This is a genomic window from Chryseolinea sp. H1M3-3, from assembly GCF_029360725.1.
Taxonomy (GTDB): domain Bacteria; phylum Bacteroidota; class Bacteroidia; order Cytophagales; family Cyclobacteriaceae; genus Chryseolinea.
On the sequence record NZ_JARKMY010000002.1, the window covers coordinates 921,836 to 947,720 of the forward strand.

Here is a 25,885-nt window from a genome sequence, read left to right on the forward strand (position 1 = left end):
AATGAAAAATATTTAGTGAGTATAAAGGCAGCAAGGCGATGCTGGTTATTTTTACGTCGGCCTTTTGGTCACTTCCCGACCGTATCAATTTCGCCTTGCCTCACCGTTAGATTCTCACCACCACCTAAAGGTTCAATGACATAGGAGAAATCCGGCTGCGAGATTTTATCTGTTTCTCGTCCATAAAGCGATTTGTTATGCTGTTGTACTGATGTTTGCTTGACAGCCTCCGGTACTTCCATTGGCTCAATCTTAATGATCCGATATACCTTTCTCTTTGGTGCCTCACCCGGAGATTTCCGGTAGTATACTTCGTCACCTACTTTGAGTTCTGCATCCATGGTTCTGTTGCTAATAACTTTAGAACAATAAAACTGCACTTGTGTTTTTAGCCCAGACATCAATTACCGGGACGTTTTAAGCCGGTTGTATATTTTTACCCCGAAGCAGCACAATGTAGCGTGGCTACTTTTTGCTCTCTGACCAAAATTGCGTTCATCGAACAATCGTCTCAAGCCAGTCAATACAGAAACAGAATGGTGTGGAGGTTATCGTAAAATATCCTCCCTTGTCCCTTCCGCTATCTTACCTACTTGTGCAATCAAGTTTTCTGCAATTCCCAACTCGCGAAGGGTGAGCACTAAATTTTCTACCACTGCATCGAAATGTTTATCGGTTAATCCCATTTTTACAAGCCGGGCATGACTGTCTTTTAAGGATTTGCCCGAGTAATTTATTGGGGATCCCAAAGCATACGCTAAAAAGAATTTCATTTTGTTGGATTGTTTTTCCATATCTACCCATCTGAAAAAATAGCTTATCCGTTCGTCATTGCTTACGTAAGCATAAAAAACATCCACGGCTGCTTCTACAGCCTGCATGCCCCCTAACTGTTCAAATAGGGAGCTATTATCTTGCGATTCCTTAGCCATATTTATCTTAATTTTAAGTGAAAGGGTTAATCATTGACCTTCCTAGTTTTTTATAACTTTTACAATCTTTGATTGGGATCCGGTTTCTATTCTTATTACGTATAGCCCAGGCATTGCTTGTAATCCGCTTTCGTTGTTTCCATCCCACACAACGGAATGGTATCCATGCGATTGAATTTTTTCGTGTACCAATGACTTGATTTTATTTCCCAGATTATCATACACACTTACGTCAACTCCTGACGATTTTTCCAACGAATAATTTATCTCTGTACTGAGGGTGAATGGATTTGGAAAACTCTTCAAGTCAAAACCACTATCATTTTCCTCCAGGTTGCCTTGTAAACCTGCTGTCTCCGGTTCAAGGAAGAGCTCCCGTGGAAGCGTTGCTTTTCTTGTATTGAAAACGCCTTCTTCTCCGATCACAACTTTACCGACAGGTGCTTTTAAAGTCACCGCTTTCGTAACGTACATCGGTTCATCATAGGTGCCTTTGGCTATACTAACGATCCCTGAAATGTCGGCATGATCAATGGCGTCAAGTACTTGAAAGTATGGTTTGTCAATAGCGCCCGTGCTTGAATCCCAGAAACTATTTTGATCGACATACACCACGTCCGACGAAAAAAAATGATCTAGCCCATTGAGAAGTTCACTGTTTCTAAAACCGGTACCGACAGCTGGGGGCCAGAATAGAAAATCATCATGAACGCCTATGGCAATGTTGAATTGGTTATAGGCAATTGGGGCTCCAGTATCACTGTCCGAAAGTGTGATGTCTCCGTTGTCTTTATTGTACAGCACAAAGTTATCATGATCGTTGCTTGTCAAGTATTCTTCTGAGGGAAGCAACTTTGTGACATGTGTTTTCAAAGTCCTGTATTGACTTTCGTAAATCAAATCAGTAGTAATTTCACCATAATGAAATATATCTACCCAAACATTAGTCGACTCCAGCGTGAAGGAGCCAGGATTTCGCACGATCTGAAAATGGTGCTGCTGCCTTTCACCGGGGCGCAACCCTGTACTATTCGGTAATGCTTCGATTATTCCCCATGTCGTGTGCCACTCGCCATAGCCATCTTCGTTTTCAATATCAAAATCATGTTTTCTTTTATAATTGTAGTTTTCAGAACCAATATCTCGTTTGTTAATGTTCACAGGATATTGATCGTCTGGTCCAGGATGATTTACCGATCCATAATGATTTGATGGTGGTATGTTAAATTCTATTACATCATACCCGTCTTCCTGCACAAGATTATAGGCCACTCTTTGGGAAGTTACTATGGCGCCATTAGGCGCGATCCAACCCGTTCCGTATGACTTATTTCCATTCGTAAACCTTCCCACTGCTGCGGCATGGGGCGGTAATTCATAATTGATATCACTGTTTGCGACCGCAGGTTGACTTGAAACATTTTTTCTTCCCACCACATCTTTGACCGTAGATTTCTCCATTTCTCCATCGCTTACTTTTACTGCGTTAATGATAATCTTATTCATATCTCCTTTGCCAGTGTATAGAGAAACCTTCACAGCATTTCCGTTAAAATAGGCTGAGCTAAAACCCCAATTTTCGAGGTCCCGGTAATGTAATTTCTGCTTCGCACCATCGGCGGTCTCCAGCACGAGATAGCTTTCTTTTCCTAGCTGGGTTCCTTTAAAATACAATCGCAAAAAATTTGATGAAGCATTTACGGTGGTGATCACTTGCAGCGAACCTTCCGCTGAAGAATCTGTTTGGTGATAAAAGTTATAGGGTATTATCTTTTGAGCCCATAGGGGAGAGGTTGAAAAAATCACCACACAAAGGACTACATCTATCATTAGTTTTTTCATGATACAAGAGGATTTGAGTTATGGCAGTGAATTATTGAAGGCTTACAAGTACCAAGACCAGCCCCGTGCCGGTTTTCAATGAAGTCATGGCTTTTCCGATTATCGCTCCCCGCGCTGCTTCATGGTTGGAAACTTTCATTGCATGTCCTGACGTATGCGATGTAGTCAGTAAATCGCCTGGTGTGATTTCACCATAGCTCGCATCTACTAAGCAATATACTCTTCCAGTCAAAGCAACGGGATGTCTACCATTTGCGATGGTTCCATCTTGTCCCATCAACATACCAGGTTGAATGCCCCCTGCGCCACTGATGATCCCGGCAACTGTCTTATCATATGCTTTATCGGAAACCCGAAGTTGACCGGCGTTATCTGTATCGATGCTCACAACGGTACCAGGAAGAAGGTTATCGCTCTCTGCGATTTCAAAATTTTCCGCAAAATCAGCTCCACCTGTTATCTCAAGTACTTTCGTGCTGGTAACGCCATTGACATGAAGCGTTTTTGAAGGTGTGGTTAATCCGATTCCCACATTTCCTGCAGGCGTAATAACCATGGTCGCATCGTTAGAATTTGCTGTTTTCGTAAATACGAGTTTACCTGCTCCTGCGGCCCAATCACCATTTGCAACGCCGATCCTCCATGAACCACCCTGGTTGCCAGGATTGATAAGCTTAAGTTGCATCTCTGAAGTTGATGCGAGATTCAGTTGGGCATCGTTATCGTTCGTATTAATACGAACTTTGCCGCCACCCTGAACAAGGTCCAGATTCTTGTTGGAATTGAAATTTATAAAAAAGTCTCTGTCACTTTCCAACTGATCGGCATCCAAACGCAGAACCTGGTTTATCCCTACAACATTATTTCTTAAAACAATGCTACCATCCTGAACGGTACCGTTGCTGACAGTGGTCTCTTTACCCCAGATATTTAAGGACATTTTCTCATTGATACTTCCAAAAAATGCGTCATCTGTATCCATCGAAAATACAGCAATACCTGCTTTTCGAATTCTAAAATGACTTTGATTGACGAGGTCCCAGGTCGATTCACTGCCACCTGCAATCCGTTTTAACTCGAGCCCTGCTACATGGGTTCCTCCTTCGCTTCCTGATGAGGTTACACGCAAAAACGTATTTGAAGCGCCATAAATGTCCAACTTCCGGGTGGGGAGTATGTTGCCAATTCCGATATTAGAATAACCATTTACGTGTAGGCCATTTGCATTTACACTCCATGTAGTAGAAGGCGACCCGCCACCCTCTTCAAAAGGGGCTCCCGGACCTGCCCCTGTACCTCCTCCCGGAGTCGCTACAACTTGAGATTTCACCTCTTGAATTCCTATTAATACAATGATCATCAATAAGAAATGGACTTTTGTTTTCATGTTTTTATGATTTTTTGATTTGAAAAATAACTGCGACAAAAGTACTGGGGGTGATTTTCTGCGATTAACACTGGTCTCCCTATGGATAACACAATTGTAACATCAGCGATAATGGGGCGTGGAATGGGATTTGAGTAAAAAAAAATTGCATGGACTAATGTTGAAGTTCCTCGGCGATGTCTTTTTTAAAATTATAATGCTAAAAAAACATTACGCATTTAATAATCCCGATACATAACCATAACCTTAAAATAATTTCCATGATAAACTAAGGACACAGGCGGGTAGCAGTTTTGCGTGTGAATATTATCACACCTAAACCTAACCACTATGCTCAAACTTCTACTAAGAACGCATGTCTTATTCCGAATCTTCTTTTTACTATTTGCCGGATCATTTGTCGTATCAACAGCGCAGGGTCAGTTTACAGTTTCAGGGAAAGTAATTGTGGCTGAAGATCAAAGTTCGTTGCCGGGGGTCAATATCCTGGTGAAAGGAACGAGTAACGGGACCATTACCGACGCTGACGGGAATTATAGTATTAACGCAAGCTCCGCGGAAGATGTGTTAATCTTTTCATTCGTAGGTTACAACGCCCAGGAAGTTTCTGTGAACGGCCGCAACATCGTGAATGTAACTCTTACATCGGATGCAAAACAGTTGTCGGAAGTAGTGGTGACCGCGCTGGGGATCAAGCGTGAAGACAAATCATTGGGATATGCGGCGCAGTCCGTGAGCGAAAATGCTGTAAAGGATGCGAAGTCAAACAACTGGGTGAACACCCTCTCCGGCAAAGTTGCTGGCTTGAATATTCAAGGTGCCGGTGCGGGCCCGATGGGCTCGTCGCGCATTACTATAAGGGGTGAATCGTCTCTAAACCTTGATAACAATCAGGCACTGATCGTGGTAGATGGTGTGCCAGTGAGTAGTAAGATAACAGGCACGGGGCATAATTCACATTTGTCGGCCGACAGTCCTGTAGATTACGGCTCTACACTCTCGGATCTTAACCCGGATGACATTGAAAAGATAACGGTGCTGAAAGGACCGGGTGCCACTGCGTTGTATGGTAGCAGGGCAGCGGGCGGTGCGATAATCATCACGACAAAATCGGGATCTAAAAAAGATAATGGAATTGGAATTACGATAAATTCCAATGTAAGCATGGAGGAGGTGAACCGGTGGCCGGACTATCAGTTTGAGTATGGTGAAGGCCGTACCGATGAATATTATTCTTACCTGGACAGTGAAGATGGCATTAACACCAGCACAACCGTTGCGGCCGGTAGAGCCTGGGGACCGAAGTTCAACGGTCAATCATATTTCCAATACAACCCCGACGCGCCTGACGGAAGACCTGTAGAACGAACACCGTGGGTGCCGTACAAAAACTATATCTCAGGATTTTTTCAAACCGGTGTTACCTATTCTAACAGCATCGCTATAGAAGGCGGCGGAGATAACGGCTCGGCTAGATTGTCATTAACCCACTTGAAAAACAAGTGGATCATTCCAAACACGGGCTTCGAACGTATCAATGCATCGCTTTCGGTAAATCAAAAAGTGTCAGAAAAGCTGAAGATCACGGGAAAGGCAAACTATACGAACAAGACGAGTGATAACCTTCCGGCCGCTGGCTACAACAACCAGTCGTTGATGTATTTTTTAATTATCGGCACTGCGCCCAACATCAACCACGAATGGTTCAAACCATATTGGATGCCTGGGCTGGAGCATGTAAAGCAGAAGAATCCATTTAACCCCGGTCCCGACAATCCTTACCTGGATATGTATGAAATGTTAAACAAGATGAACAAGCATGGTATCATCGGGACAGTTTCTGCCAACTATGAAATATCCAAGAAACTGAACTTGATGGTAAGAACCGGATTGGACATGTCCTTTGAGTATCGCTCCCAACAACGTCCTTATAGTATGACGAAATATCCAAGAGGGATGTTTCGCGAGCAAAATGTTTTCAGCTATGAATCTAATTCCGATTTCCTGCTTACCTACAATGATAAGCTAAGTAATCGCATAGCGTTTACTGTATCGGCGGGTGCGAATGCCATGCGGCAGACGTACGACTTTGCCGGAATGTATGCGGATCAATTGGCGCAGCCCGGTATCTATCAGATTTCGAACAGTCTCGATCAGGCCGTAGCTGACCCGCAAAAAACAAAGAAGGCCATCAACAGTGTGTATGCTACATCACAGTTTTCATTTGATGAAATGATATTCCTGGATATCACAGGCCGCAACGACTGGTCTAGTACTTTGCCTGCTAAAAATAATTCTTTTTTCTATCCCTCGGTTAGTACCAGTTTTTTGTTGGATGAACTGATGTCATTGCCTCGGCCTGTTTCATTCGCAAAACTCAGGTTCTCGTGGGCTCAGGTTGGAAATGATACACGGCCTTATCAAACGGCACGCTACTATGATAAGATTTACAGTAATAGTTTTACCAATTCAACAACCCTGTTCAATGCCGAGCTAAAACCAGAAATAACGAGCAGTTATGAAGCAGGCTTGGACCTTCGCTTATTTCAAAACAGAATCGGCTTAGATCTCGCCGTATATGACAATAGAAGTCGTAATCAAATCTTAGCGATCCCCCTGGATCCGGTTACAGGATATTCGAACGCATTGATCAATGCAGGGCTCATCAACAGCAAAGGCGTTGAAGTAAGACTTTCCGGTAAACCTGTGGTTCGGGAGAATTTTTCGTGGAATACAACATTCATCTGGTCCCGTAACCGCAGCTACGTGAAAGAATTGGCTGAAGGGATCACCAACCAAATCATTTACGCGCATAATAGCAACGTCACTATAGAAGCACGTGTTGGTGGCCGGATGGGCGATATGTATGGAAAGGGTTTTCAACGTTCTCCCGATGGTCAGATTATCTATGCATCTACCGGGCTACCGGCCCCACTTGATCCTGTTGCACGGAAATGGGGGAATGCCTTTGCGGATTGGAAGGGAAGTATCCTGAATGAGTTCGGGCTGTATCGTTTTAAAATCAGCGTACTGTTGGATGGACAATATGGAGGCGATATGTATTCACAAACCAATCATAAAAATAATACCCTGGGAAAAACACGGGTAACACTGCCCGGAAGAGATGGTGGCATTGTGGGTGAGGGTGTTGTATCACAGGGTGACGGGACATTTGCACCGAACACAGTCAACGTGCCGGCGAGCGCTTATTATGATAACTATTATCAGATCAGCAACGCAGAGACAAACATCTTTGATGCCTCTTTTCTGAAGATCAGGGAAGTACGCCTTGAATATGGTTTACCAGAAAGCATCATCGGCAAGCTGGGTTTGCGGCAAGCTTCGATTGCCATTTATGGGAGAGACCTTTTCAACTTCACAGATTTCCCGGGCTTTGATCCAGAAGGGGGCAACCTGAATAACGGCACACTTACACCGGGTGTCGAGCTGACACAGTTCCCTTCAACGCGCACCATAGGCGCAAACGTAATGTTCAAATTTTAGTAATATATAATCGTGATGATCATGTTTAAAAAAATATATCTGACACTCATTTTTGTAAGCGGCCTGATGGTTGCCTGCACTGATAATTTTGAAGAAATTAACACCGACCCGAATCGTCCGAAAGAGATTACTCCTGGCGTAATGCTGGGTCAACTGCAATACCGTATCGTTAACACATCCATTTCGGCCGCACGTTCATTCACGCACGAACTCATGCAGGTGGATGCGCCTCGTGCCAGCACTAGCGGCGCCGGATTACACCGGTATGTGGTTACTCCGGGGGCAGGTGTATGGAGCAACTTCTATGGATACTTGACCGATATTGAAAATATTTATGAGCTTGCTGAGAAATTGAACGAAAATAACTATAAAGCCATTGCCCTTGTATATAAAAGCTGGGCCTATTCAATTCTTACAGATCTCTATGGTAACGTACCATACACAGAGGCGACCAAAGCAACGGAAGGGGTACTTCAACCATCCTTTGACGCACAAAAGGACATTTATCTGGATATTTTGAAGAACCTGGAAACTGCCAACAGTTTATTTGACGATACAAAAGCGCTAACCTATGCCGGTGATCTGGTGTATAATGCCAACACTGTGTCGGGTGGGAAGAATGCAGGTATTTTGAAATGGAAGAAATTTGCAAACTCACTTCGCCTCAGACTTTTGTTAAGAATTTCCAAACGCGAGGGAGAGATCAACGTAAGTGAACAGATCAACCAGCTGTTAGCTGATCCCGCTACCTATCCTGTATTCACAAGCACTTCGGATGACGCCATCTTCCGTTACCCTGGTACCTTCCCATATTTCAATCCATACTTTAATGCGCGCACCCTGGATTGGCGCGAGGGTACGTATTTTACAAAGTTTTTCTTGAGTAAGTTAAATGAAGTACAAGATCCAAGGCGGGCGATATGGGCGCTTCCCGTTAATGTAAATGGCGAAAGTGTATTTCAGGGAATTGAAAGTGGATATCCAACGACACAAGAATATGTCGTTGGAAAGAATTCGAGCTATACTGATGCACTTAAAACGCTACCCCAACTGGGTGTTATGATGACGTACGCTGAAGTATCGTTTATAAAAGCTGAGTTGGCGTTGAAAGGCTACGCTACAGGGAAATCAGCAAAGAGTCACTATGAAGCAGGGATTGCGGCTTCCATCACACAATGGGGTGCTATCATGCCACCCGATTTTCTGCAACAAGTTGGAATAGCATACGATGAGGCAGCAAGTACGGACGTTCAACTGGAGCAAATCATGCTGCAAAAATATTACGCTTACTTTTTTGTAGATTATCAATCGTGGTTTGAAAAAAGAAGAACGGGTTATCCTGTTTTGCCACGAGGTACAGGCATTCCTGCTGAAAATAATTTTCCAAGCCGCGTGCCATATCCTACCTATCTTCAATCACTCAACGCAGAAAGCCTGGATGCAGCAGTGCGTGCAATGGGTGGTGATGATAGTGATGTGAAGGTGTGGTGGGAACAATGATAAGTTATTTTCGATATTCAGGTTTTTTTCGGTATTCCTTGTTCGAATTATTCCGGTTAAACTAAGCAATAAGATATCAACAAGTAGATATGAATTTCCGATGATGAATGTATCACGAATATTGAACAAGTATAATTAACCCTTCACGAGCACAATTTAAAGTGATATATTAATTTTTAAATTGACCTATTATGTATTCGATAAAAAATATTCTTCTCTTTTTACTTCTTGTTTCCTCAGCGACACTTTTGGCACAAAAGAAAGATGAAAAGGAATTACGTACGCTGATCGTTTTTTTTGATGGCCTGCGTCCGGACTATATCACAGCGGAGGCTATGCCAAACCTGTATGCTTTTTCAAAGGCAGGATGCTATGGTAAACAGCATCACAGTGTTTTTCCTACCGTTACTCGTGTAAACGCTTCTTCGTATTCTTCCGGCAGTTATCCGGGAACACATGGATTGATGGGCAACACCGTTTACTTCCCAGCTGTTGATTCTAAAAAAGGATTGAACACCGGCGACTATGCCGATCTGAATAAGATAATGGCAGCAACGAATGGTCACTTGCTGACAGCCGTAACGTTAGGCGAGGTCCTTCAACAAGCAGGAAAGAAAATGATGGTCTTTAGTTCAGGCTCAACAGGGCAGGCGATGATGCAAAATCACACCGTTAGTGGCGGTGCCGTTGTGAATCCCGGAATGATTTTGCCGGCTTCATTTAAGGATACGCTCATTCGTGACATCGGGCCGATTCCTGCCAAAGCAAAACCAAATGCAGGTCAGCACAAATGGGTAACCGATGCATTGATCAAATATGGTCTGACCCTAGATGGTCCGTTGGTAAGTGCCATCTGGTTCTCCGATCCCGACGGTACAGCGCACAGCGATGGGATTGGAGCAGCTTCATCCATGGAATCTATCAGAATTGTTGATGCAGAGTTTGGACGGATTATGGCCACGCTAAAATCAAAAAATCTGGATAAAAATTTTAACGTCATCATTTCAACAGATCATGGTTTTATCACCAATATTGGAAAAGAAGGACTGACAGAATTTCTGATCAGCAACGGATTCAAAAAAGACAAAGAAAGTGAAGATGTGGTGGTCGCTGAGGGTGCTATCTATGTAAAAGATCACAATATCGATGTCATCAAGAAAATCGTTTCCGCATTACAAGCCCAGGAATGGGTTGGCCCGCTGTTTACCAAAGGAAAAAATGCTGGTGACACGAAAGGTATTGTAGCCGGGACTTTATCGTTCGAATCAATTCACTGGAATCACCCTGAACGTTCAGCGGATATCCTTGTGGATGAGAATTGGGATGACCGTAAAAATGAAATGGGATATGCAGGCACCAGTTATTCGCGTGGTGTAGCCGGCCACGGCGGACTAAGCCCTTACGAAGTAGACATTGCTTTGTTAGCCAGTGGCCCAAGCTTTAAGAAAAACTTTGAAAGTGTATTGCCTACTTCTAATGTCGATATTGTCCCTACGATCTTATCAATACACAATATCGCTATTCCTGAAAAGATGAATGGAAGGGTAGTTACAGAGTTGCTGGCTGAAAATAAAAGCGAAAAGATGCAACCAAAAAAGGAAATCATAAAGACGAGTACTGTCTTTTCGGGTGGTACCTATAACCTTACATTAGAACGTACGATCCTAGGCAAATACAAGTATGTGGATTTTGCCAAGGTTGAAAGAGTTTTAAATAAGTGAGTTATCTAGCGATATTGAATGGATGATGAAAAAAGCCCGGCGTTTAACACCGGGCTTTTTTTATGATTGCAGATAAAAAATCTTAGCAATGCCCGGCCTCACGGTCGTCACCTTCTTCTACAACTCTAATCCATACACCAGTTTTAACTTCTCCACCAGCTCCATCAGGCATACTCATGATAATGCGATGTGTGCCTGGGATCAGATCATTCTTTGACATCTGATTTCCCGCACCTAAGTATCCTTGAATGTTTGAATGCCAGCTGATCTCATCAAAACCACATGGATCATGATCCGGTGAGTAACCTCCACCAAGAAATGAGATCGAAGTTCCTGCAGTGAACGTTTCTCCGTCCTGGGGTGAATACAGGAAAGCTTTTCGCGGTTTAACCGGCACTTCAAAGGGTTCTGTTTGTACAGACACCTTTTGTAATCCAGAAGCAATTACTTCAAGGCGACATTCTTTGCCGCCAGGAAGCAAGTCAAGATTTACGAGGTGACTTGCATTTTTTACGTCTGTGGCAATCGCCTGCCATGTTTTACCGTTGTCGTTCGAGTAACGGATCATCGTAGGTTGTTCTGCGTTTTCAGCTTCTGTATTCCATTTCAAATGCATCAAGTCCCCATTCCGTTGCACCCGGCTAATGTTGTCAAGTTTAATCTTTGATTTCTTTTTCTCGGTCTTAATCGTGTCAATTACTTTGCCATTTCGAATGACAGAGAAACCACTGAAATCTTTTGTCCAAGGTATCAGTTCATGATAATCAATAAATGCATTTTCCTCGTCCTGGTATGGATTGTGTCGATGACAACGATGGGTACCCACCACTTCCCCATTTGCGCCATGGATGTCTAATAATATAGCATCGGTAATTGGAGCATTGTCATATCTACTAACGTTATCCACTATATACGATGACAAGAGTTCGACCTTGCCATCTCTGTACACCCGGAAATTGGCAATGACTACGATCGCGACGATGGTGATGATATCGCCAGTGCCGTCAGACGCAACAATTGTATTTAACATGCGCTGATAGTGATAAGGAGATATCCATGTATTGGTTGGAAAAAGTACATCCATACCGTCCCCGTAACTCATCAGGTCGACGCTATTGGCCGGATCAAAAAGGGTCATCCTGCTGGTATTCAACCCGAACTCACCAATGCTTCCAAATGGGAAGGTGCCCTCTTTGTATTTCGGATAATTTGTTTCGTATGGGCCGGCGGCACCAGTGCCATCATCCAAATGGAGCAACGTCAATGCATGTGCCAACTCATGGGATAGAGCACGCGTGTCATCTTTCGCTGCGATGGCAATGCCTGGCCTGCCAATACCGCGCTGACCGATACCCAATTGGCCTGCAAGATTTGTAGGTAACAATCCCACATAAATGGCGCGGATTGTAGATGCTGAACGCAGATTGGCAATAAAGTTTATAAGACTATCCCAGCCACTTCCTTTTTTTCCACTTTCAATCTGCATGTCATCACCCCAGGGTGTTACGGTACATGGACCAAAATCAAAGCCTTGAATAGGAAACATCGGAAGAAACCGGCTTAACGATGTAGGAAGGTCAGTACCCAGTGGCGCTGGCAAGTTAAAATTGGGACCTGCATAATTTATCATCACACCACAAACTTTTAAATGAGGAACATTGCGAAACCTGGCGTAGAATGTTTCACTGGTGCTGCTGAAGTGCATTAACGAGCCATCGATGTTTATTCCAATGCCTACGAGCGGGGAGGTATAGGCGATGTCAAATGCCCTGACTTGAAATGTTCTCTCCCCATGACACAACGCTGCGGGTATTCTAAAGTTCAGCGTATGATTTAAATTGGACCGTCTGATCAGGGTCTTGTCTCGCGGCGGTATAGGCCCGTTCAAAGGCGTAAATTCCTTACCGGCAAAACGGACTCGGCCGGTCACCAAATTTGGAACGTAACCAGCCATTCCGGGTCTTTTGTCTACATATACCCTGATGATCAAATCCTTGTTTGCAACGAGTGGAACGGAGTTGTCGTCCGCCGCACCGCTGCTTAAGTTATCAAAGTTGCAGAATTGCGTTGACTGTGTTAATTCCACATGTGCGATTCTGATACCGGCTGGCAGACGATACTTTCCGGTGATGATGTCTTTGATCTTTTCGAGCTCATCTTTAAGTATCAGCTCTCCAGGCAGACCGGGAGGAATGACGGGTTCGCCACCAGGGCCGAAGGATAATTCCTTTAATTGTTGAGTGATATCCTCTTGAAGACCTTTAGCCAATTCAATTTTTTCTTCTAGGCCAGGAGGGAGTTGTGGTATTTCATAATTGCCACCAAAATTTTCGCCGCGGTTTAAGGCAGGCGGTTCTTTGACCGGCGCTGCACCATTTGTTCTGTTGTTGTCGGAGGTTTTCATAATACTAATGGTTAACTGAATGAAATATTTTTTTGTGTAGATAGGCATCACGTTACATGAGACCTGATCTTCAATTGCATTGTAAATGTAGCGGATAGAGGAAGGGGGGCGCAATCACCTATTTGGGTATCATTGATTTCAGGGAGTTGGTTCGGGTACCATTTTTTAATGGCCGTGGGAACTTATCTGCAAGTGCGGCAAGCCCTAAAAAAAATGCGATGATGCCGTCGAACGGAATACAGGCGCGAATGCCGATGAAGATTATCCAAAGGCGTGACACCCGTCTGACTTGCTTCGCGGGAAGATGTGACTACACCTCCCACTTGCTGCACACAGTGGGTTTGTGTCTGAAATAAAATATCTGATTCAACTGTTAGAACAAGGCCTAAAACGACGGCCAGTAGACGCCAATCTTTTTCTTAAGAAACGTTACACTTCTTTCAAGCTGTTCCATGCCCTCAATACCGTCTTCGATGCTGATCCAGCCATCAAAGCCGACACGTTTCAGTTCTTTGAAGATAGCATCATAGTCATTCAGGCCTTTGCCGATTTCGCCATGACGAAGACGTTTGGCGTATCCTGCTGAGCCACCTTCTTCGCGACGAAGGTCTTCTATGGTACCTTCGATGAGATAACGATCGCTTGCATGCATGGTCACAACACGATGTGATATGCGCTTTAATAACTCAAGTGGATCTTCACCTGCAATGTATGTATTGCTGGGATCATAGTTTACACCAAAGTTTGGATGATGAATGCTGTCTACAAGTTTGACGAAGACTTCCATCTTTTGTGCGAACTCCGGATATTCCCAAAAATCGTCTTTGTAGTGATTCTCAAGGATGAGTGTAATGTTGCGTTCCTGCGCGTAGGGGAGACAAGCTTCAATACATTCGGCAGCAAGATTGACACCTTGATCCAAAGTTAATTCAGGTCTTCGTTGTCCGGAAAGAACACGGCAATACGAACCGCCCAACGTATGGGTCATATCAATCCAGCGTTTCTGTTTGGCAATTTCTTTTTGACGAAAACCAGGATCAGGGTGTGTGAAATCAGGCGAGCAGCACATCATGGGTATAACCCTGCCTTGATCTTCAACCTGCTTTCTGAATTTTTTCCAGTTGGCTTCGTCGGACATTTCTAAAAAACCGGCGTACCATTCCAGTCCGTCAACGTCAAGCTTACACGCAAGGTCAATCCATTGCGAAACTTTCATGGTTCCGTCTTTACAAAGCGCCTGCATAAAGGCTTTCGGAAATGCAGCTAATCGTGGCATTCGTTATTAGGGGTTGTGAGTTTGTTTTATATTAAGAAGCAGAAATAGTAGTCTCATCTTTTGGAGGATTGCGACCAATGAAGGGGTGTTGTTCCAGGTCGACCACCTGACCACTGATGGGGCCGCTTTCATCCGCAAGCCAGTAAATTGCAGCGGCGGCAATTTCTGCCGGTTTCAGGATTCGCCCCGCAGGCGCGTAAACTTTTGGAACTTTTTTATACCAATCTGCGGGTAGCCCATGCGATTTCTTGCGTTCTTCTTCTGTCTCTGTAAGTACCCAACCTGGATTAATCTGGTTGACCCGCACGCCGTCTTCGCGATGAAGTGTATCCCCCAGGTTGCGTGTCATGGTCATGAGTGCTCCTTTGGAGACACTGTAGGCAAATAAATTGGGTTCACCAGACCAGGCATTTACAGAACCGATATTAAGAACACAGCCGCGTGTCTGGCGAAGGTGTGGAAGCGCTGCTTTGATCAGGGAGAATGGAGCAAGTGTGTTCACCTCCATCACGTTTCGGAAAAATGCAAGATCTGTGGTGTGGATGTTTGATGAAACAACAGCGGCAGCATTGTTGACGATAGCATCCAATTTTCCAAAAGCTTGTAGGGCAAGTTCTACCAGTCGCTGTGCGACACCTTCATTGCTGATATCCTCAATGTGTAGTATAGCTTTATCGTTGCCCAGGTTTTCTACTACATTCTCGCCCCAATCTTTCTCCAGGCCATGAATGACTACCCGTGCACCTTCCTTAACACAAGCTGTTGCAATAGCTTTACCAATACCCGTCGTACTGCCGGTTATAATAATGACTTTACCCAAAAGGCGCATGGACTAAACGGGTTTAAGCACGCTTTTAATGACTTCTCCTTTGTGCATTTTCTCAAACGCTTCATGCCATTCGGTGATGGGCCACACACCACCAATGATGGGTTTCACATCAAGCTTGCCTGTAGCAAGTAAAGCGATCACACGTTCCCATGTTGGCCAGTTGTGGCTGAAGCTTCCCTGAAGCGTAACGTTTTTTTGTACGAGGGGATCCAACGAAAATCCAATCGGCTGGGGTCCCCAACCGACTTTGGTAATTTGTCCGTTAGGTCGAACAAGTTCCAAAGCAATTTTGAGGGTAGCACTTACTCCTGCAGCATCAATGATGCAGTCTGCACCAAGTCCGTCACGCTCCCTGGCCCATGATGTTGCATCACCAATGATTACATCGCATCCATATTGTTTTGCAGTGGCCAAACGGTGTTTGTCGGCTTCTAATCCAACAATGGCAACATCAGCACCACAAAGTTTTGCCACGGCAGCACACAAAATACCGATGGTTCCAGGCCCTAACACAATCACACGATCTCCAGGTTTAAGGCGGGTGTTTTGAGCAACAGAGTTGAATGCAACACAACAAGGTTCTGTCAGGCAAGCTTGTTCAAACGCAAGATTATCCGGGACGCGATGCAGGCAACGTGCAGGTACGCGTACATATCGCGTCATTGCGCCGTTTACACCATAGCCAAATCCTTTTCGTGTAGGGTCCAAGTTGTATAGACCAGTCCGGCACATTGGATTGTTGGCATCAATAACAGCAGCGGTTTCGCTTACAACACGGTCACCAGCTTTCCAACCGACGACTGCCTTTCCGAATTCGACAATATGTCCTCCGAATTCGTGACCCAATACCACGGGATAGTTTACAGGCCAGCTATGATCGGATGTCCATTGATGCAAATCACTGCCACACACGCCTACATTGGCTACTTCCAATAAAATATCGTCGTCACCAAAAGTAGGCATCGGGATTTCCCGAATTTCAACGGAGCCTTTTTCGGGTGCAAAGTTCACTACTGCTGCTGATTTCATAGTTGTCATTGGTTATAGCGACCAAGTAAAGAATTTTAAGTAATACAAAAAAAGTACTATGAGGAAATTGTATGAAAGTTGTTCGTGATCCAGTTAATCGTGTTACATAGAGATAAGTTGTATCTCAAATTGCGAAATTTTAAGCCACGAAAACGAACATTGCGTGTATTGTAATGGAATTCTTAATGTCGGTTGTGCCTTTTTGACGATTGAAGTCCTGCGTCAGTGATGGCGGTCTTTCAGCCTACAATTCACTAGTGTAATTTTTTTTATATCAAACAGTTGATATCGCTATTCCTGATATTATACAGGGCATTGCGTTTCGATGGGCCGACACAAAAATTTGGACACAAACCTTTCAGAGCCGGTACCTAAGGGAACTGTGCGCAGGCCAGAAAGGCCGCAATCATCTGCACAGGACTTTAGCCCTGCGTCTGAGGCAAGCAGAAAATCTCAAGGAAGGGGCGGTGATAATTAGTCCCATACATATCGCTCATCATATACAACATTATATTTTTTTAAAAACATACGGTATTCATCCTGAAAGGTCCTCTTTTGGTGATGTTCATGTTGATCTTTAATATAGATTTTTACCAGATCGATCTCGGACGGATTTACCGAAAAAGCACCATAACCATCTTGCCAATAAAAATTCTTAAGCGATTCGTCTTTCGTTTTAATCCACCTCGAAGAATGAGCTTTTAACTCTCCCATTAACTCGACCAATGATATTTTTTTTGAAAGCAAACACAAGATGTGAATATGATCAGTGTATCCGCCGATGATAATAGGATTACATTCAAGTCGGTTACATATCCCAGCTAAATATCTATGAATTTCATCTTCAAAATTTTTTGATATGATGTGTTGGCGGTGCTTGGTGGAAAAAATGATGTGGATATAATTTTTGACGAGTGATTGCGCCATAACAAATTTGATTTTGAACAACGGTTTTTATTTCGCCCTTTCAGGGCTTAATGCCGCTTGGTGCTTTTAACGCAGGCCTGAAGTCCTGCGCTGATGATTTCGGCCTTTCAGGCCTGTAATTTATCTGCGTAAAATTTTTATATCAAACAGGTTGATGTCAGGATTTCCTGACAAAGTATAACAGCGCATGTATTAATTTTTGACAACTTACTCTAGGCTAACAATTTGGTTTTGTATAAAGGTTTTATTTCGTGCTTTCAGGGCTTAATGCCGCTTGGTGCTTTCAACGCTGAAGTCCTGCGCTGATGATGACGGCCTTTCAGGCCTGTAATTTATCTGCGTAAAATTTTTATATCAAACAGGTTGATGTCAGGATTTCCTGACAAAGTATAACAGCGCATGTATTAATTTTTGACAACTTACTCTAGGCTAACAATTTGGTTTTGTATAAAGGTTTTATTTCGTGCTTTCAGGGCTTAATGCCGCTTGGTGCTTTCAACGCAGGCCTGAAGTCCTGCGCTAGTGATGAAGGCCTTTCTGGCCTGCAATGTATCAAACGTAAATTTTTTATATCAAACAGTTGATATCAGGATTTCTTGACGAGGAACAACAGCGCATTGCATTTCGATTGGGCTACACAAAATGCGGGACACCAACCTTTCAGAGGTTGTATCGAGAACGGATCGTGCGCAGGCCTGAAAGGCCGAAATCATCAGCGCAGGACTTTAGGCCTGCGTCTAAGGAAAGCAGAAATCTCAAGCCCTGAAGGGGCGCGATAATTAGTCCCACATATCGCTCGTCATATTCAACATTATTTTTTTTAACTTAATATTCATACGGCTTTATTTTAGCCCTTCAGCTCAAACACTTTTACATCAAAGTTGAATTTTTGTAGTCATCACCTTGTTTACGATATTGAGGCATTAAATTGAAAATATGGAAACTTCATTTACACCTGTTCAATATGTTTATAGAGAAATCATTGAGGAAGAGATTGCAAAACAGACGACCGGAAAGGTGTTCTTTTTTCTTAATGATAATACTGTGGAGTCAGTTGAAGGCAGGATTGTCGAAATGAAAGAAATTGCGGGTAAAGGTTTGTTCATCGTTATGAATCCTGAGTTTCATATCCGAATCGACAGAATCATAACCCTGTTTGGCAAACCGGGTGCTGCTTACGATGAGTATGATGCTTATGGTAATACCTGCCTTAGTTGTACCGGGGGTTATGACATCGAGTCATTGCCTTAGCCTACTTTGCGTATTGCTAAGGAACTCAAAAATTGATTTCGTCTTTCAAAAATTCCTTCGCACCTGCAGGACCTGTTATCGTGAGGAACGTTTTGCTTCCTTCTACTTTTAATTGAAAGGTGAAAAAGTCACAACAGATTCTTTCTGTTTTAATAAAGTCATTGATCTTGTCGAGGATATCGTCGGCGCTCTCAAAGCTATAGGAGAACCCGTTGTCGATTTCTTCTTTATACTGAAGAAGTCTCTTGAGTTCAATAATTACTGTTGCTTTTCTTTTTTGAAGTTCTGGCGCAGTGAGTTTACACGATATTGATTTTTGAGCTGCCATACTGCTGAAAATTATCTAATAGATAAAACACCGTGTAGTATAATCCACGGTTTCATATTAATAGCGTTTTTAAGAGCACAGACAGGATGGAATTGTACGCTCAAACTCACAGTTACCTGCATTACATTTTGTGAGTGATGTAATCAATCGCGAGTTTAAGTCAAGAAGTTTTTGAATCTGTTGATTAACAAGGGCGATCTTGTTTTCTAAGTTGTATTTGAGATTTTCACACGACGCATCCTCTTCCCGCCAAAGTTCAAGGAAAGTATCAATTTCGTTGAGTGTGAATCCGATGTCCTTTAATTTTCTGATCAGAAGAAGTTTTTCAAACACTCGTTCAGAATACTCCTTATAATTGTTTTCTCTTCGGCTTTTTCTATCCAGGGAGATCAATCCCTTTTTTTCATAAAACCGGATTGTGTCTTTGGTAAGTCCGGTTCTTTCGACAAGTTCTCCAATCAGCATATTTGAAAATTTATTTAAGAAAACTCTTGACCATGGCCAATAGTCCACACTTTAACTTTGAAATACATTTTTAAGATAACGGATTAAAGATTATGAAAGATTCAACAAAATTATTCAAGCTTTTAGGATTTTTAGGCATAGGACTTTGTGTCGCCTGCTGCGCGATACCGATTGTTGCCGTTGTTTTTGGAATCGGCGCAATAACAGCTTTATCTGGGTTCCTGGAATGGGGCGGTATTGCTGTCATGATTTTGGTCCTAACTTTTTTTGTCGTTTCCTACTTTAAAAAAAGGAGGGCACCCAGTTGTGAAATTGACTGTGCGAGCAAGGAAGAAAAAATCTTGGTGCATAGCCAAAGGCAGACCAATGTTGAACAGAAGCGCTCGAGGAAGTCATAAGCGCAACATCCGATAATGCATTTGTTAGGATGTAAGCGAAAAAATAATCGTGTTGCATTGTTTTATTAAGCAGATTTGTTGAACAAAACTCCGTAACGTGATCACTTTAATAGCGGGTAGCGTTGTCTTAAGCGTTCTACATGCGTTAATTCCAAATCATTGGCTGCCTATCCTCGCTATCAGCCGCCAGGAAAAATGGTCTTTGGGTCGAACTACCTATATAACTTTTCTCTCCGGATTGTCACATGCATTAAGTACAGTGTTCATAGGCATGGTCATAGGGTTGTTAGGTGTTACGATATCGGAGCAGGTCACAAGTTTTACTCACCTTATTGCTCCGGTAATACTCATCGCTATTGGATTGTTCTACATATATCAGCATCATCGACACAAACACTTTCATTTGCATCAGCAACCGAGTTTGCCGAAAATTAGGATCATAATAGGTCTTGTCATTGCCATGTTCTTTTCGCCGTGCCTGGAAATCGAAGCCTATTTTTTAATGGCAGGTGTACAGGGATGGGAACAAGTTGTGTTTCTAAGCCTTTTATATACAACGGTGACGATTTCAGGGATGGTACTATGGGTACGTTTTACCTATAGAGGCCTTTTCAGATGGAATTGGCATGCGTTGGAACACAACGCAGGCATTATAACGGGCTTGACGCTGGTATTGACTGGTGTTGCGTCCTTCTTTATTCATTAAATTGGTAGGCGATGAGGGAAGAAAACGAAAAAGTAAACCAAAATAATAATACGCCTCCGGCCAGTGTCGAAATGGTTGCGGAGAAGGTTTATAGTCGTGACACAGGACCTGTTAAAGGAAAAGACGAACGTTGGATCCAAAACGAATGGCTTGCTGCAATCGGAAGCTTTATTCTTTTAGCTGCCGGACTTTTGTTTGATACTTTCACCCGGCCTGAATGGTTTAGCGGCTCCATACGTTTTGTTTGGTATGTGATCGCTTATTTGCCTGTAGGGTTACCGGTAGTTTTTAAAGGTGTTAAATTAGCTTTCCGGGGATCAATCTTTACTGAGTTTTTATTGATGGGTATTGCCACTATGGGTGCCTTTTATATTGGCGTATATCCAGAGGGTGTTGCTGTCATGTTGTTTTATGCGGTGGGTGAATTATTTCAGGGCGCTGCCGTTAACCGTGCAAAACGAAGCATTAAAGCCCTCATGGATGGCCGCCCGGAAAGCGCTTCTGTATTGAGGAACGGCAATTATGTCTCAGTTGACCCGCTGGGTGTTCAAGTCGACGAGACCATTCAAATCAGGGTAGGTGAAAGGGTGTCTTTAGATGGGCAGATGCTGAGCGATGGGAGCGCTTTCAATGCGGCGGCGCTTACTGGAGAAAGTAGACCAATGTTCATTGAACGCGGTGAAACGGTTTTGGCGGGAATGATAAACGAATCGAAGGTTGTTGACTTAAAGGTCACAAAGCCTTTTAACGAAAGCGCCCTGGCAAGAATTCTTTCTCTCCTGCAAAACGCACAAGGGAGGAAAGCAAAGACAGAATTATTCATACGAAGATTTGCAAAGGTATATACCCCCATCGTTGTTTTCCTCGCCGTCGGATTAACATTTCTGCCTTATTTTTTTGTGGAAGACTATAACTTTAATCAATGGTTGTATAGAGCACTGATATTTCTTGTTATCTCTTGTCCTTGTGCATTGGTTGTTGCCATACCGCTTGGTTATTTCGGGGGTATAGGAGCGGGTTCAAGAAATGGCATTCTTTTTAAAGGTTCCAGCTATCTGGATCGGATAACCAGGGTCGATACCGTTGTGATGGATAAAACCGGTACATTAACAAAAGGAGTTTTTAAAGTACAGCAGGTAGTAAACAAAAGTTTACACGAGAATGGATGGCTATCGTATGTGGCTGCGCTTGAATCTCAATCGAATCACCCGATCGCCAAGGCTATAATAGAATATGTATCCAAAGATCCTGTAAAGAAAGTAGCACACCTGGAAGAAATTAAAGGTTATGGATTAAAGGGAATTGTAGAGGGAAAGGAAATACTCGCGGGAAATGTAAAGCTCTTAAAGAAATTCGATGTGCCCATGGAGTCCGAACTTGAAACACTGATTGACACCCTTGTAGTGGTTGCGGTAAACCGAACGTTAGCAGGATACATTGTTATTGCTGATGAAATAAAAGAAGATTCAAGGCTTGCTATACGGCAAATGCATGCAATGAATATCAAAACAATCATGCTAAGCGGTGACAAGCAGGCGGTAGTGGATAAGGTTGCCCGCGAATTAAATATTGATGCAGCTTATGGCGATCTTTTTCCCGAGGACAAAGTGAAAAAGCTTGAAGAAATTAAGAAAGGGAAAAAAGAAGCAGTTGCCTTTGTGGGGGATGGGATCAATGATGCTCCTGTGCTCGCCATCAGCGACGTTGGCATTGCTATGGGCGGATTGGGAAGTGATCTTGCTATTGAGACTGCCGATGTTGTAATTCAAACTGATCAGCCTTCAAAAATTGTAACAGCCATTCGCATAGGTAAAGCGACGAACAACATTGTCTGGCAAAATATTGCATTAGCCTTCGGCGTAAAAGTGATTGTTATGGCGTTAGGAGCGTGGGGTCTTGCTTCCATGTGGGAGGCGGTGTTTGCTGATGTAGGTGTTGCCCTATTGGCAATCGTGAATGCTATCCGTATTCAACGGATGAAGTTTTGATCTAAGACTTACGTTATCCGGTTGAACCAAGGATCACAAATTTAAGATCCCTCCATCGAGCGAATTACCTTGCATGGGTTTCCTGCTGCAAATACATTGGAAGGTATATTTTTCGTCACGACACTTCCTGCACCAATTACCGCTCGGTCGCCTATAGTTACACCCGGACAAATCACGACACTTCCACCAACCCATACATCTTCACCAATACTGATAGGCTTTGCGTACTCTAATCCCGAAGCACGCTCCTTATAGTTCATCGGATGTGTAGCAGTATAGATCTGTACGTTTGGACCGAAAAGGGTTCGGCTGCCTATGGTTACATAGGTAACATCAAGCACCACGCAATTAAAATTGAAAAACACTTTTTCACCCATGATGATATTGGATCCATAATCACAATAGAACGGTGGCTGCAGCCATAGCCCAGGCCCGGCATTCGGGATCAGCTCTTTTAAAATTGCTGTTCGTCGTTCAACCTCATCCTCCGCCGCATCATTTAATTGTTTGATGAGCAAGCGGGTTTTTAACCTTTCATCCGACAATTGCTTATCCAGAGCGTTGTACAACTCGCCGGCTAACATTTTGTCTTTTTCAGATTTGATGATGGAAAACATAGTGGTATTAAAATTTGTAACAACTACTTTAATCCGATTTAAACCCCTTAAATGATGGCACTGAGGGAGCTTTGACGTCGGTCTCTATTTATGAGCCTCTCAGTGCTCACAAGCATTCGGTTTCATGTTGTGATAATCTTGAACTGTGGGTAAGGTTTCTTCAATCCTGTCATTCATCATATCCATTCCAAACAACAAATAAAAATATGCCAGAGATGTTCCATGCATATCTGCTTATTATCAAACAATCAACAAGTCACTAGTTAAATAGTTTTGAAATTTTCCATGATGGTTTCAATTGGCAACCGGTAGATCAATTGAAAGATTTTAGTCGCTGCAGGAACTCTTCAAAATCCATTACCGAACAAATTGGTTTGATCTTACCTTCTTCAATGCGGTCGATGGACATGCCTGAAAGCATGACTTCGCGGCCCGAAGGCGGGATACCCAGATATTCACCCGTATGTCTACCACGCATCACCCAATAGGAGGCCACCTCATTTCCTTCGGCAATTTGCTTCTCAACGATCACCTGAAAATCACTAAAGGCGGGGTAAAGAGTTAACGACTTATCAATGTCGCTTTGCTTGTAATGTTCATATTTTTGCCTGGCTAACGCTTTATATGCTTCCATGATATTTTATCAATATTGATACGATGCTTAACGGCGTTCGAATGAGTGGGTTTATTTTTTATTTTTTATTATCATTTGTTAAGTCGATCTTAGAGTAAAGAAACGTTGGCCGGCGCCCCCGGAGTCTAAGCATGTTTGAAGTCTTTGCCACCTACCTGAAATCGAAGATTGAAATCTCTGACCCTCAGCTAAGAGAAATAGAAGCTTTATGTAAACCGCATAGGGCTGAAAAAGGCGAAGTTTTGCTAAAAGTCAATGAAATTTGTAAAGCTGTCTTCTTTGTTACCCATGGCTGTTTAAGAAGTTATGTGGTCGACAAGAAGAAAAGAGAACATATCATACAATTTGCGCCTGAAAATTGGTGGATATCAGAGCGGTTAAGCATGATGAGTAAAGAGCCGGGTATGTATTTTATAGATGCCGTCGAGGATACGGACTACCTTTCGATGGAAGAAGATTTTTTTCAAAAGTTACCGGAAATTGTTCCTGCTTCAAAAGCTATGAACGACAGATTGCAACTGAATAGTTTTCGCGCTTTCCGAAAAAGATTAATTTCATTATTGAGTGATACGGCAGAAGATCGTTATCTCAACTTTATACAAACCCATCCTTCTCTGGCTTTAAGAATTCCACAAAAGATGATTGCCTCTTATCTCGGCATCACACCGGAGTCGTTAAGTCGCATACGAAAGTCGTTGTCGCACCAGTAATCTGAGCTTACGATTCATTCCTGGAGAATGATCTTTTGATAGTTCTCTTTCATAACCTTATCATATGGTAAGAAATTATCATCCATTGTAAATATTGAAACTAAAGGGATGAATGATAAGTTATTGTTTCGAAAAGCAAAAACGCTTAACGGTTGCCACGAACAGCAGCAATAGATTTGGTAAGAAGTTTGTATAAGAGAGTGTGAATTTGGTTAGGGATAGGTAAGTGGAGTTGGTAGCCCGTTCGAAAAGAACGGGCTTTTTTTATTTCAAGTTTTTAGAAACAAATAGTAATACGTTAGTCAAGTTCCTTTAGCAAGGAATCCAGGTCTAATGGTCTGGTGTACATTTCAATGCTTCCGTCTGGTTTGTATTGCCAGGTATCTTTTGGTCTATCCCAATAAAGTTCAACACCATTGTTGTCAGGATCATTTAAGTAAAGTGCCTCTGAAACACCATGGTCGCTGGCACCGCTAATAGGATAATTTGCTTTTCGTAGCCTGTCATAAATTACCGCGAGATCTTTTCTTGTAGGGTAGAGGATGGCGGTATGATAAAGTCCTACACCATGGCGCGACGCTGGTGGCGCATTTTTACTATGCCATGTGTTTAGTCCAATATGGTGATGATAACCTCCGGCGGAAATGAATGCCGCTTGGTCGCCGTACATGGTCGTTAATTCAAAACCCAAAAGATCGCGATAAAAAGAAAGTGACCTTTCAAGATCGGCAACTTTCAAATGCACATGGCCAATCCGCGTTTGCGCCGGTGCTGTATATTCAGTGTTCATAAGCTTACATTTAATACAAACAAAGGTACTTTGAATGTAAGACTTATTCATTGAACCAGATTAAGATCGATTGCGTATGGAATGTACATCGATGATAAGTATCGAACGACTTATACACTTGCCGCCCGATACTTTGTTTTAGATTTTTTGAACTTGTTATCACCGCATATCGTTCTTACCTCTTGTAATTACTTCCGCCTTTGCCATGCGGGTATTCGTTCCGTTAAGCTGTGATTTTAGCCATTTTTTAAGTTCGAGATGTTCGTCCTTCGTAAGATATTTAAATGTTTTCTTGTATTCTTTTTTAAAGAGACGTTTGTTAAAGCTTATTTTTTGGAGTATGGTCTTGCAGTATTCCAGCATTTTAATCGCCATGATAAATTGAATATTAAAGTGTACCTGTTGATAAAAAATCGGTCACAGCACGCCAGCGCTATAGGCATGACGCACCGGCGTTACTGCGACCATTAAAAAGAAGAGTACTTCGCTTTCTTGGAAGTGGCTTCTATACATTCCCAGTATAAAAAAATGTGTGATTATTATAAATGATAATGTCCTACCGCTTCTGGTTGATAGATAACCTTTTCGATCTTAAATTGCCCAACGCCGGCCGGGATTTTCCAGGAAACGATATCGCCTGCCCTTGA

General features: G+C 43.0%; 22 protein-coding genes. 7 read left to right on the forward strand and 15 right to left on the reverse strand.

Annotation, left to right across the window (positions count from 1 at the left end):
- Nucleotides 1–68: 68 nt before the first annotated feature.
- The 4 genes from P2W71_RS11485 to P2W71_RS11500 form a co-directional block, all read right to left on the reverse strand.
- On the reverse strand, nt 69–341 hold the full coding sequence (locus tag P2W71_RS11485; protein WP_276371009.1) for a hypothetical protein: 273 nt from the start codon (nt 339–341) through the stop codon (nt 69–71).
- Between the two features lie 207 nt (nt 342–548).
- A complete protein-coding gene (locus tag P2W71_RS11490; protein ID WP_276371011.1) occupies nt 549–932 on the reverse strand; it encodes a group 1 truncated hemoglobin in 384 nt (127 codons plus the stop codon).
- Nucleotides 933–974: 42 nt separating this feature from the next.
- Nucleotides 975–2,774 carry a T9SS type A sorting domain-containing protein gene (locus tag P2W71_RS11495; RefSeq protein WP_276371013.1) on the reverse strand — a complete coding sequence of 600 codons (1,800 nt, stop codon included), beginning with the start codon at nt 2,772–2,774 and terminating at the stop codon, nt 975–977.
- 31 nt (nt 2,775–2,805) lie between these two features.
- On the reverse strand, nt 2,806–4,161 hold the full coding sequence (locus tag P2W71_RS11500) for a hypothetical protein (protein ID WP_276371015.1): 1,356 nt from the start codon (nt 4,159–4,161) through the stop codon (nt 2,806–2,808).
- 330 nt (nt 4,162–4,491) lie between these two features.
- Between P2W71_RS11500 and P2W71_RS11505 the strand changes: the two genes are divergently transcribed.
- The 3 genes from P2W71_RS11505 to P2W71_RS11515 all read left to right on the forward strand — a co-directional run bounded on the left by P2W71_RS11505 (nt 4,492) and on the right by P2W71_RS11515 (nt 10,886).
- A complete protein-coding gene (locus P2W71_RS11505) occupies nt 4,492–7,665 on the forward strand; it encodes a SusC/RagA family TonB-linked outer membrane protein (protein ID WP_276371017.1) in 3,174 nt (1,057 codons plus the stop codon).
- A gap of 21 nt (nt 7,666–7,686) precedes the next feature.
- Entirely contained in the window at nt 7,687–9,165 is a 1,479-nt protein-coding gene (locus P2W71_RS11510; protein ID WP_276371019.1) for a SusD/RagB family nutrient-binding outer membrane lipoprotein, read from the forward strand.
- A 191-nt stretch (nt 9,166–9,356) separates the two neighbouring features.
- Nucleotides 9,357–10,886 (forward strand): alkaline phosphatase family protein, encoded by a 1,530-nt coding sequence (locus tag P2W71_RS11515; protein ID WP_276371021.1) that lies wholly within the window; start codon nt 9,357–9,359, stop codon nt 10,884–10,886.
- A gap of 82 nt (nt 10,887–10,968) precedes the next feature.
- Here the strand turns inward: P2W71_RS11515 and P2W71_RS11520 are convergent, their stop codons facing one another.
- From P2W71_RS11520 to tnpA, 5 genes are all read right to left on the reverse strand, one after another.
- Nucleotides 10,969–13,290, reverse strand: coding sequence for a hypothetical protein (locus P2W71_RS11520; protein WP_276371023.1), 2,322 nt, complete (start codon nt 13,288–13,290; stop codon nt 10,969–10,971).
- Nucleotides 13,291–13,675: 385 nt separating this feature from the next.
- The gene (locus P2W71_RS11525) at nt 13,676–14,566 is read right to left on the reverse strand and encodes a sugar phosphate isomerase/epimerase family protein (RefSeq protein WP_276371025.1); all 891 of its coding nucleotides are present in this window, start codon (nt 14,564–14,566) and stop codon (nt 13,676–13,678) included.
- Between the two features lie 31 nt (nt 14,567–14,597).
- On the reverse strand, nt 14,598–15,395 hold the full coding sequence (locus P2W71_RS11530; RefSeq protein WP_276371027.1) for an SDR family oxidoreductase: 798 nt from the start codon (nt 15,393–15,395) through the stop codon (nt 14,598–14,600).
- A 3-nt stretch (nt 15,396–15,398) separates the two neighbouring features.
- A complete protein-coding gene (locus tag P2W71_RS11535) occupies nt 15,399–16,424 on the reverse strand; it encodes a zinc-binding dehydrogenase (RefSeq protein ID WP_276371029.1) in 1,026 nt (341 codons plus the stop codon).
- A gap of 474 nt (nt 16,425–16,898) precedes the next feature.
- Complete coding sequence (gene tnpA / locus P2W71_RS11540) at nt 16,899–17,351, reverse strand: IS200/IS605 family transposase (protein ID WP_276371030.1); 453 nt, start codon at nt 17,349–17,351, stop codon at nt 16,899–16,901.
- Nucleotides 17,352–18,287: 936 nt separating this feature from the next.
- On the opposite strand from tnpA, the gene P2W71_RS11545 reads away from it, so the two are divergent.
- Nucleotides 18,288–18,602 (forward strand): hypothetical protein, encoded by a 315-nt coding sequence (locus tag P2W71_RS11545; RefSeq protein ID WP_276371033.1) that lies wholly within the window; start codon nt 18,288–18,290, stop codon nt 18,600–18,602.
- A 25-nt stretch (nt 18,603–18,627) separates the two neighbouring features.
- Here the strand turns inward: P2W71_RS11545 and P2W71_RS11550 are convergent, their stop codons facing one another.
- Entirely contained in the window at nt 18,628–18,930 is a 303-nt protein-coding gene (locus P2W71_RS11550) for a hypothetical protein (protein ID WP_276371036.1), read from the reverse strand.
- Nucleotides 18,931–18,999: 69 nt separating this feature from the next.
- Nucleotides 19,000–19,395 (reverse strand): MerR family transcriptional regulator, encoded by a 396-nt coding sequence (locus P2W71_RS11555; RefSeq protein WP_276371038.1) that lies wholly within the window; start codon nt 19,393–19,395, stop codon nt 19,000–19,002.
- A gap of 495 nt (nt 19,396–19,890) precedes the next feature.
- Between P2W71_RS11555 and P2W71_RS11560 the strand changes: the two genes are divergently transcribed.
- Together P2W71_RS11560 and P2W71_RS11565 are read left to right on the forward strand one after the other, a co-directional pair.
- The gene (locus tag P2W71_RS11560; protein WP_276371039.1) at nt 19,891–20,499 is read left to right on the forward strand and encodes a hypothetical protein; all 609 of its coding nucleotides are present in this window, start codon (nt 19,891–19,893) and stop codon (nt 20,497–20,499) included.
- Nucleotides 20,500–20,510: 11 nt separating this feature from the next.
- Nucleotides 20,511–22,487 carry a heavy metal translocating P-type ATPase gene (locus P2W71_RS11565; RefSeq protein ID WP_276371041.1) on the forward strand — a complete coding sequence of 659 codons (1,977 nt, stop codon included), beginning with the start codon at nt 20,511–20,513 and terminating at the stop codon, nt 22,485–22,487.
- Between the two features lie 41 nt (nt 22,488–22,528).
- Here the strand turns inward: P2W71_RS11565 and P2W71_RS11570 are convergent, their stop codons facing one another.
- Entirely contained in the window at nt 22,529–23,092 is a 564-nt protein-coding gene (locus P2W71_RS11570; RefSeq protein ID WP_276371732.1) for a sugar O-acetyltransferase, read from the reverse strand.
- Between the two features lie 325 nt (nt 23,093–23,417).
- A complete protein-coding gene (locus P2W71_RS11575; RefSeq protein WP_276371043.1) occupies nt 23,418–23,738 on the reverse strand; it encodes an ester cyclase in 321 nt (106 codons plus the stop codon).
- 131 nt (nt 23,739–23,869) lie between these two features.
- Here P2W71_RS11575 and P2W71_RS11580 point away from each other — a divergent pair, with 131 nt between their 5' ends.
- The gene (locus P2W71_RS11580) at nt 23,870–24,448 is read left to right on the forward strand and encodes a Crp/Fnr family transcriptional regulator (RefSeq protein ID WP_276371045.1); all 579 of its coding nucleotides are present in this window, start codon (nt 23,870–23,872) and stop codon (nt 24,446–24,448) included.
- A 298-nt stretch (nt 24,449–24,746) separates the two neighbouring features.
- Here P2W71_RS11580 and P2W71_RS11585 read toward each other — a convergent pair whose 3' ends face one another.
- Entirely contained in the window at nt 24,747–25,238 is a 492-nt protein-coding gene (locus tag P2W71_RS11585) for a VOC family protein (RefSeq protein WP_276371048.1), read from the reverse strand.
- Between the two features lie 159 nt (nt 25,239–25,397).
- Nucleotides 25,398–25,613: a hypothetical protein gene (locus P2W71_RS11590; RefSeq protein WP_276371050.1), complete on the reverse strand. Its 216-nt coding sequence runs from the start codon at nt 25,611–25,613 to the stop codon at nt 25,398–25,400.
- Nucleotides 25,614–25,885 lie beyond the last annotated feature (272 nt).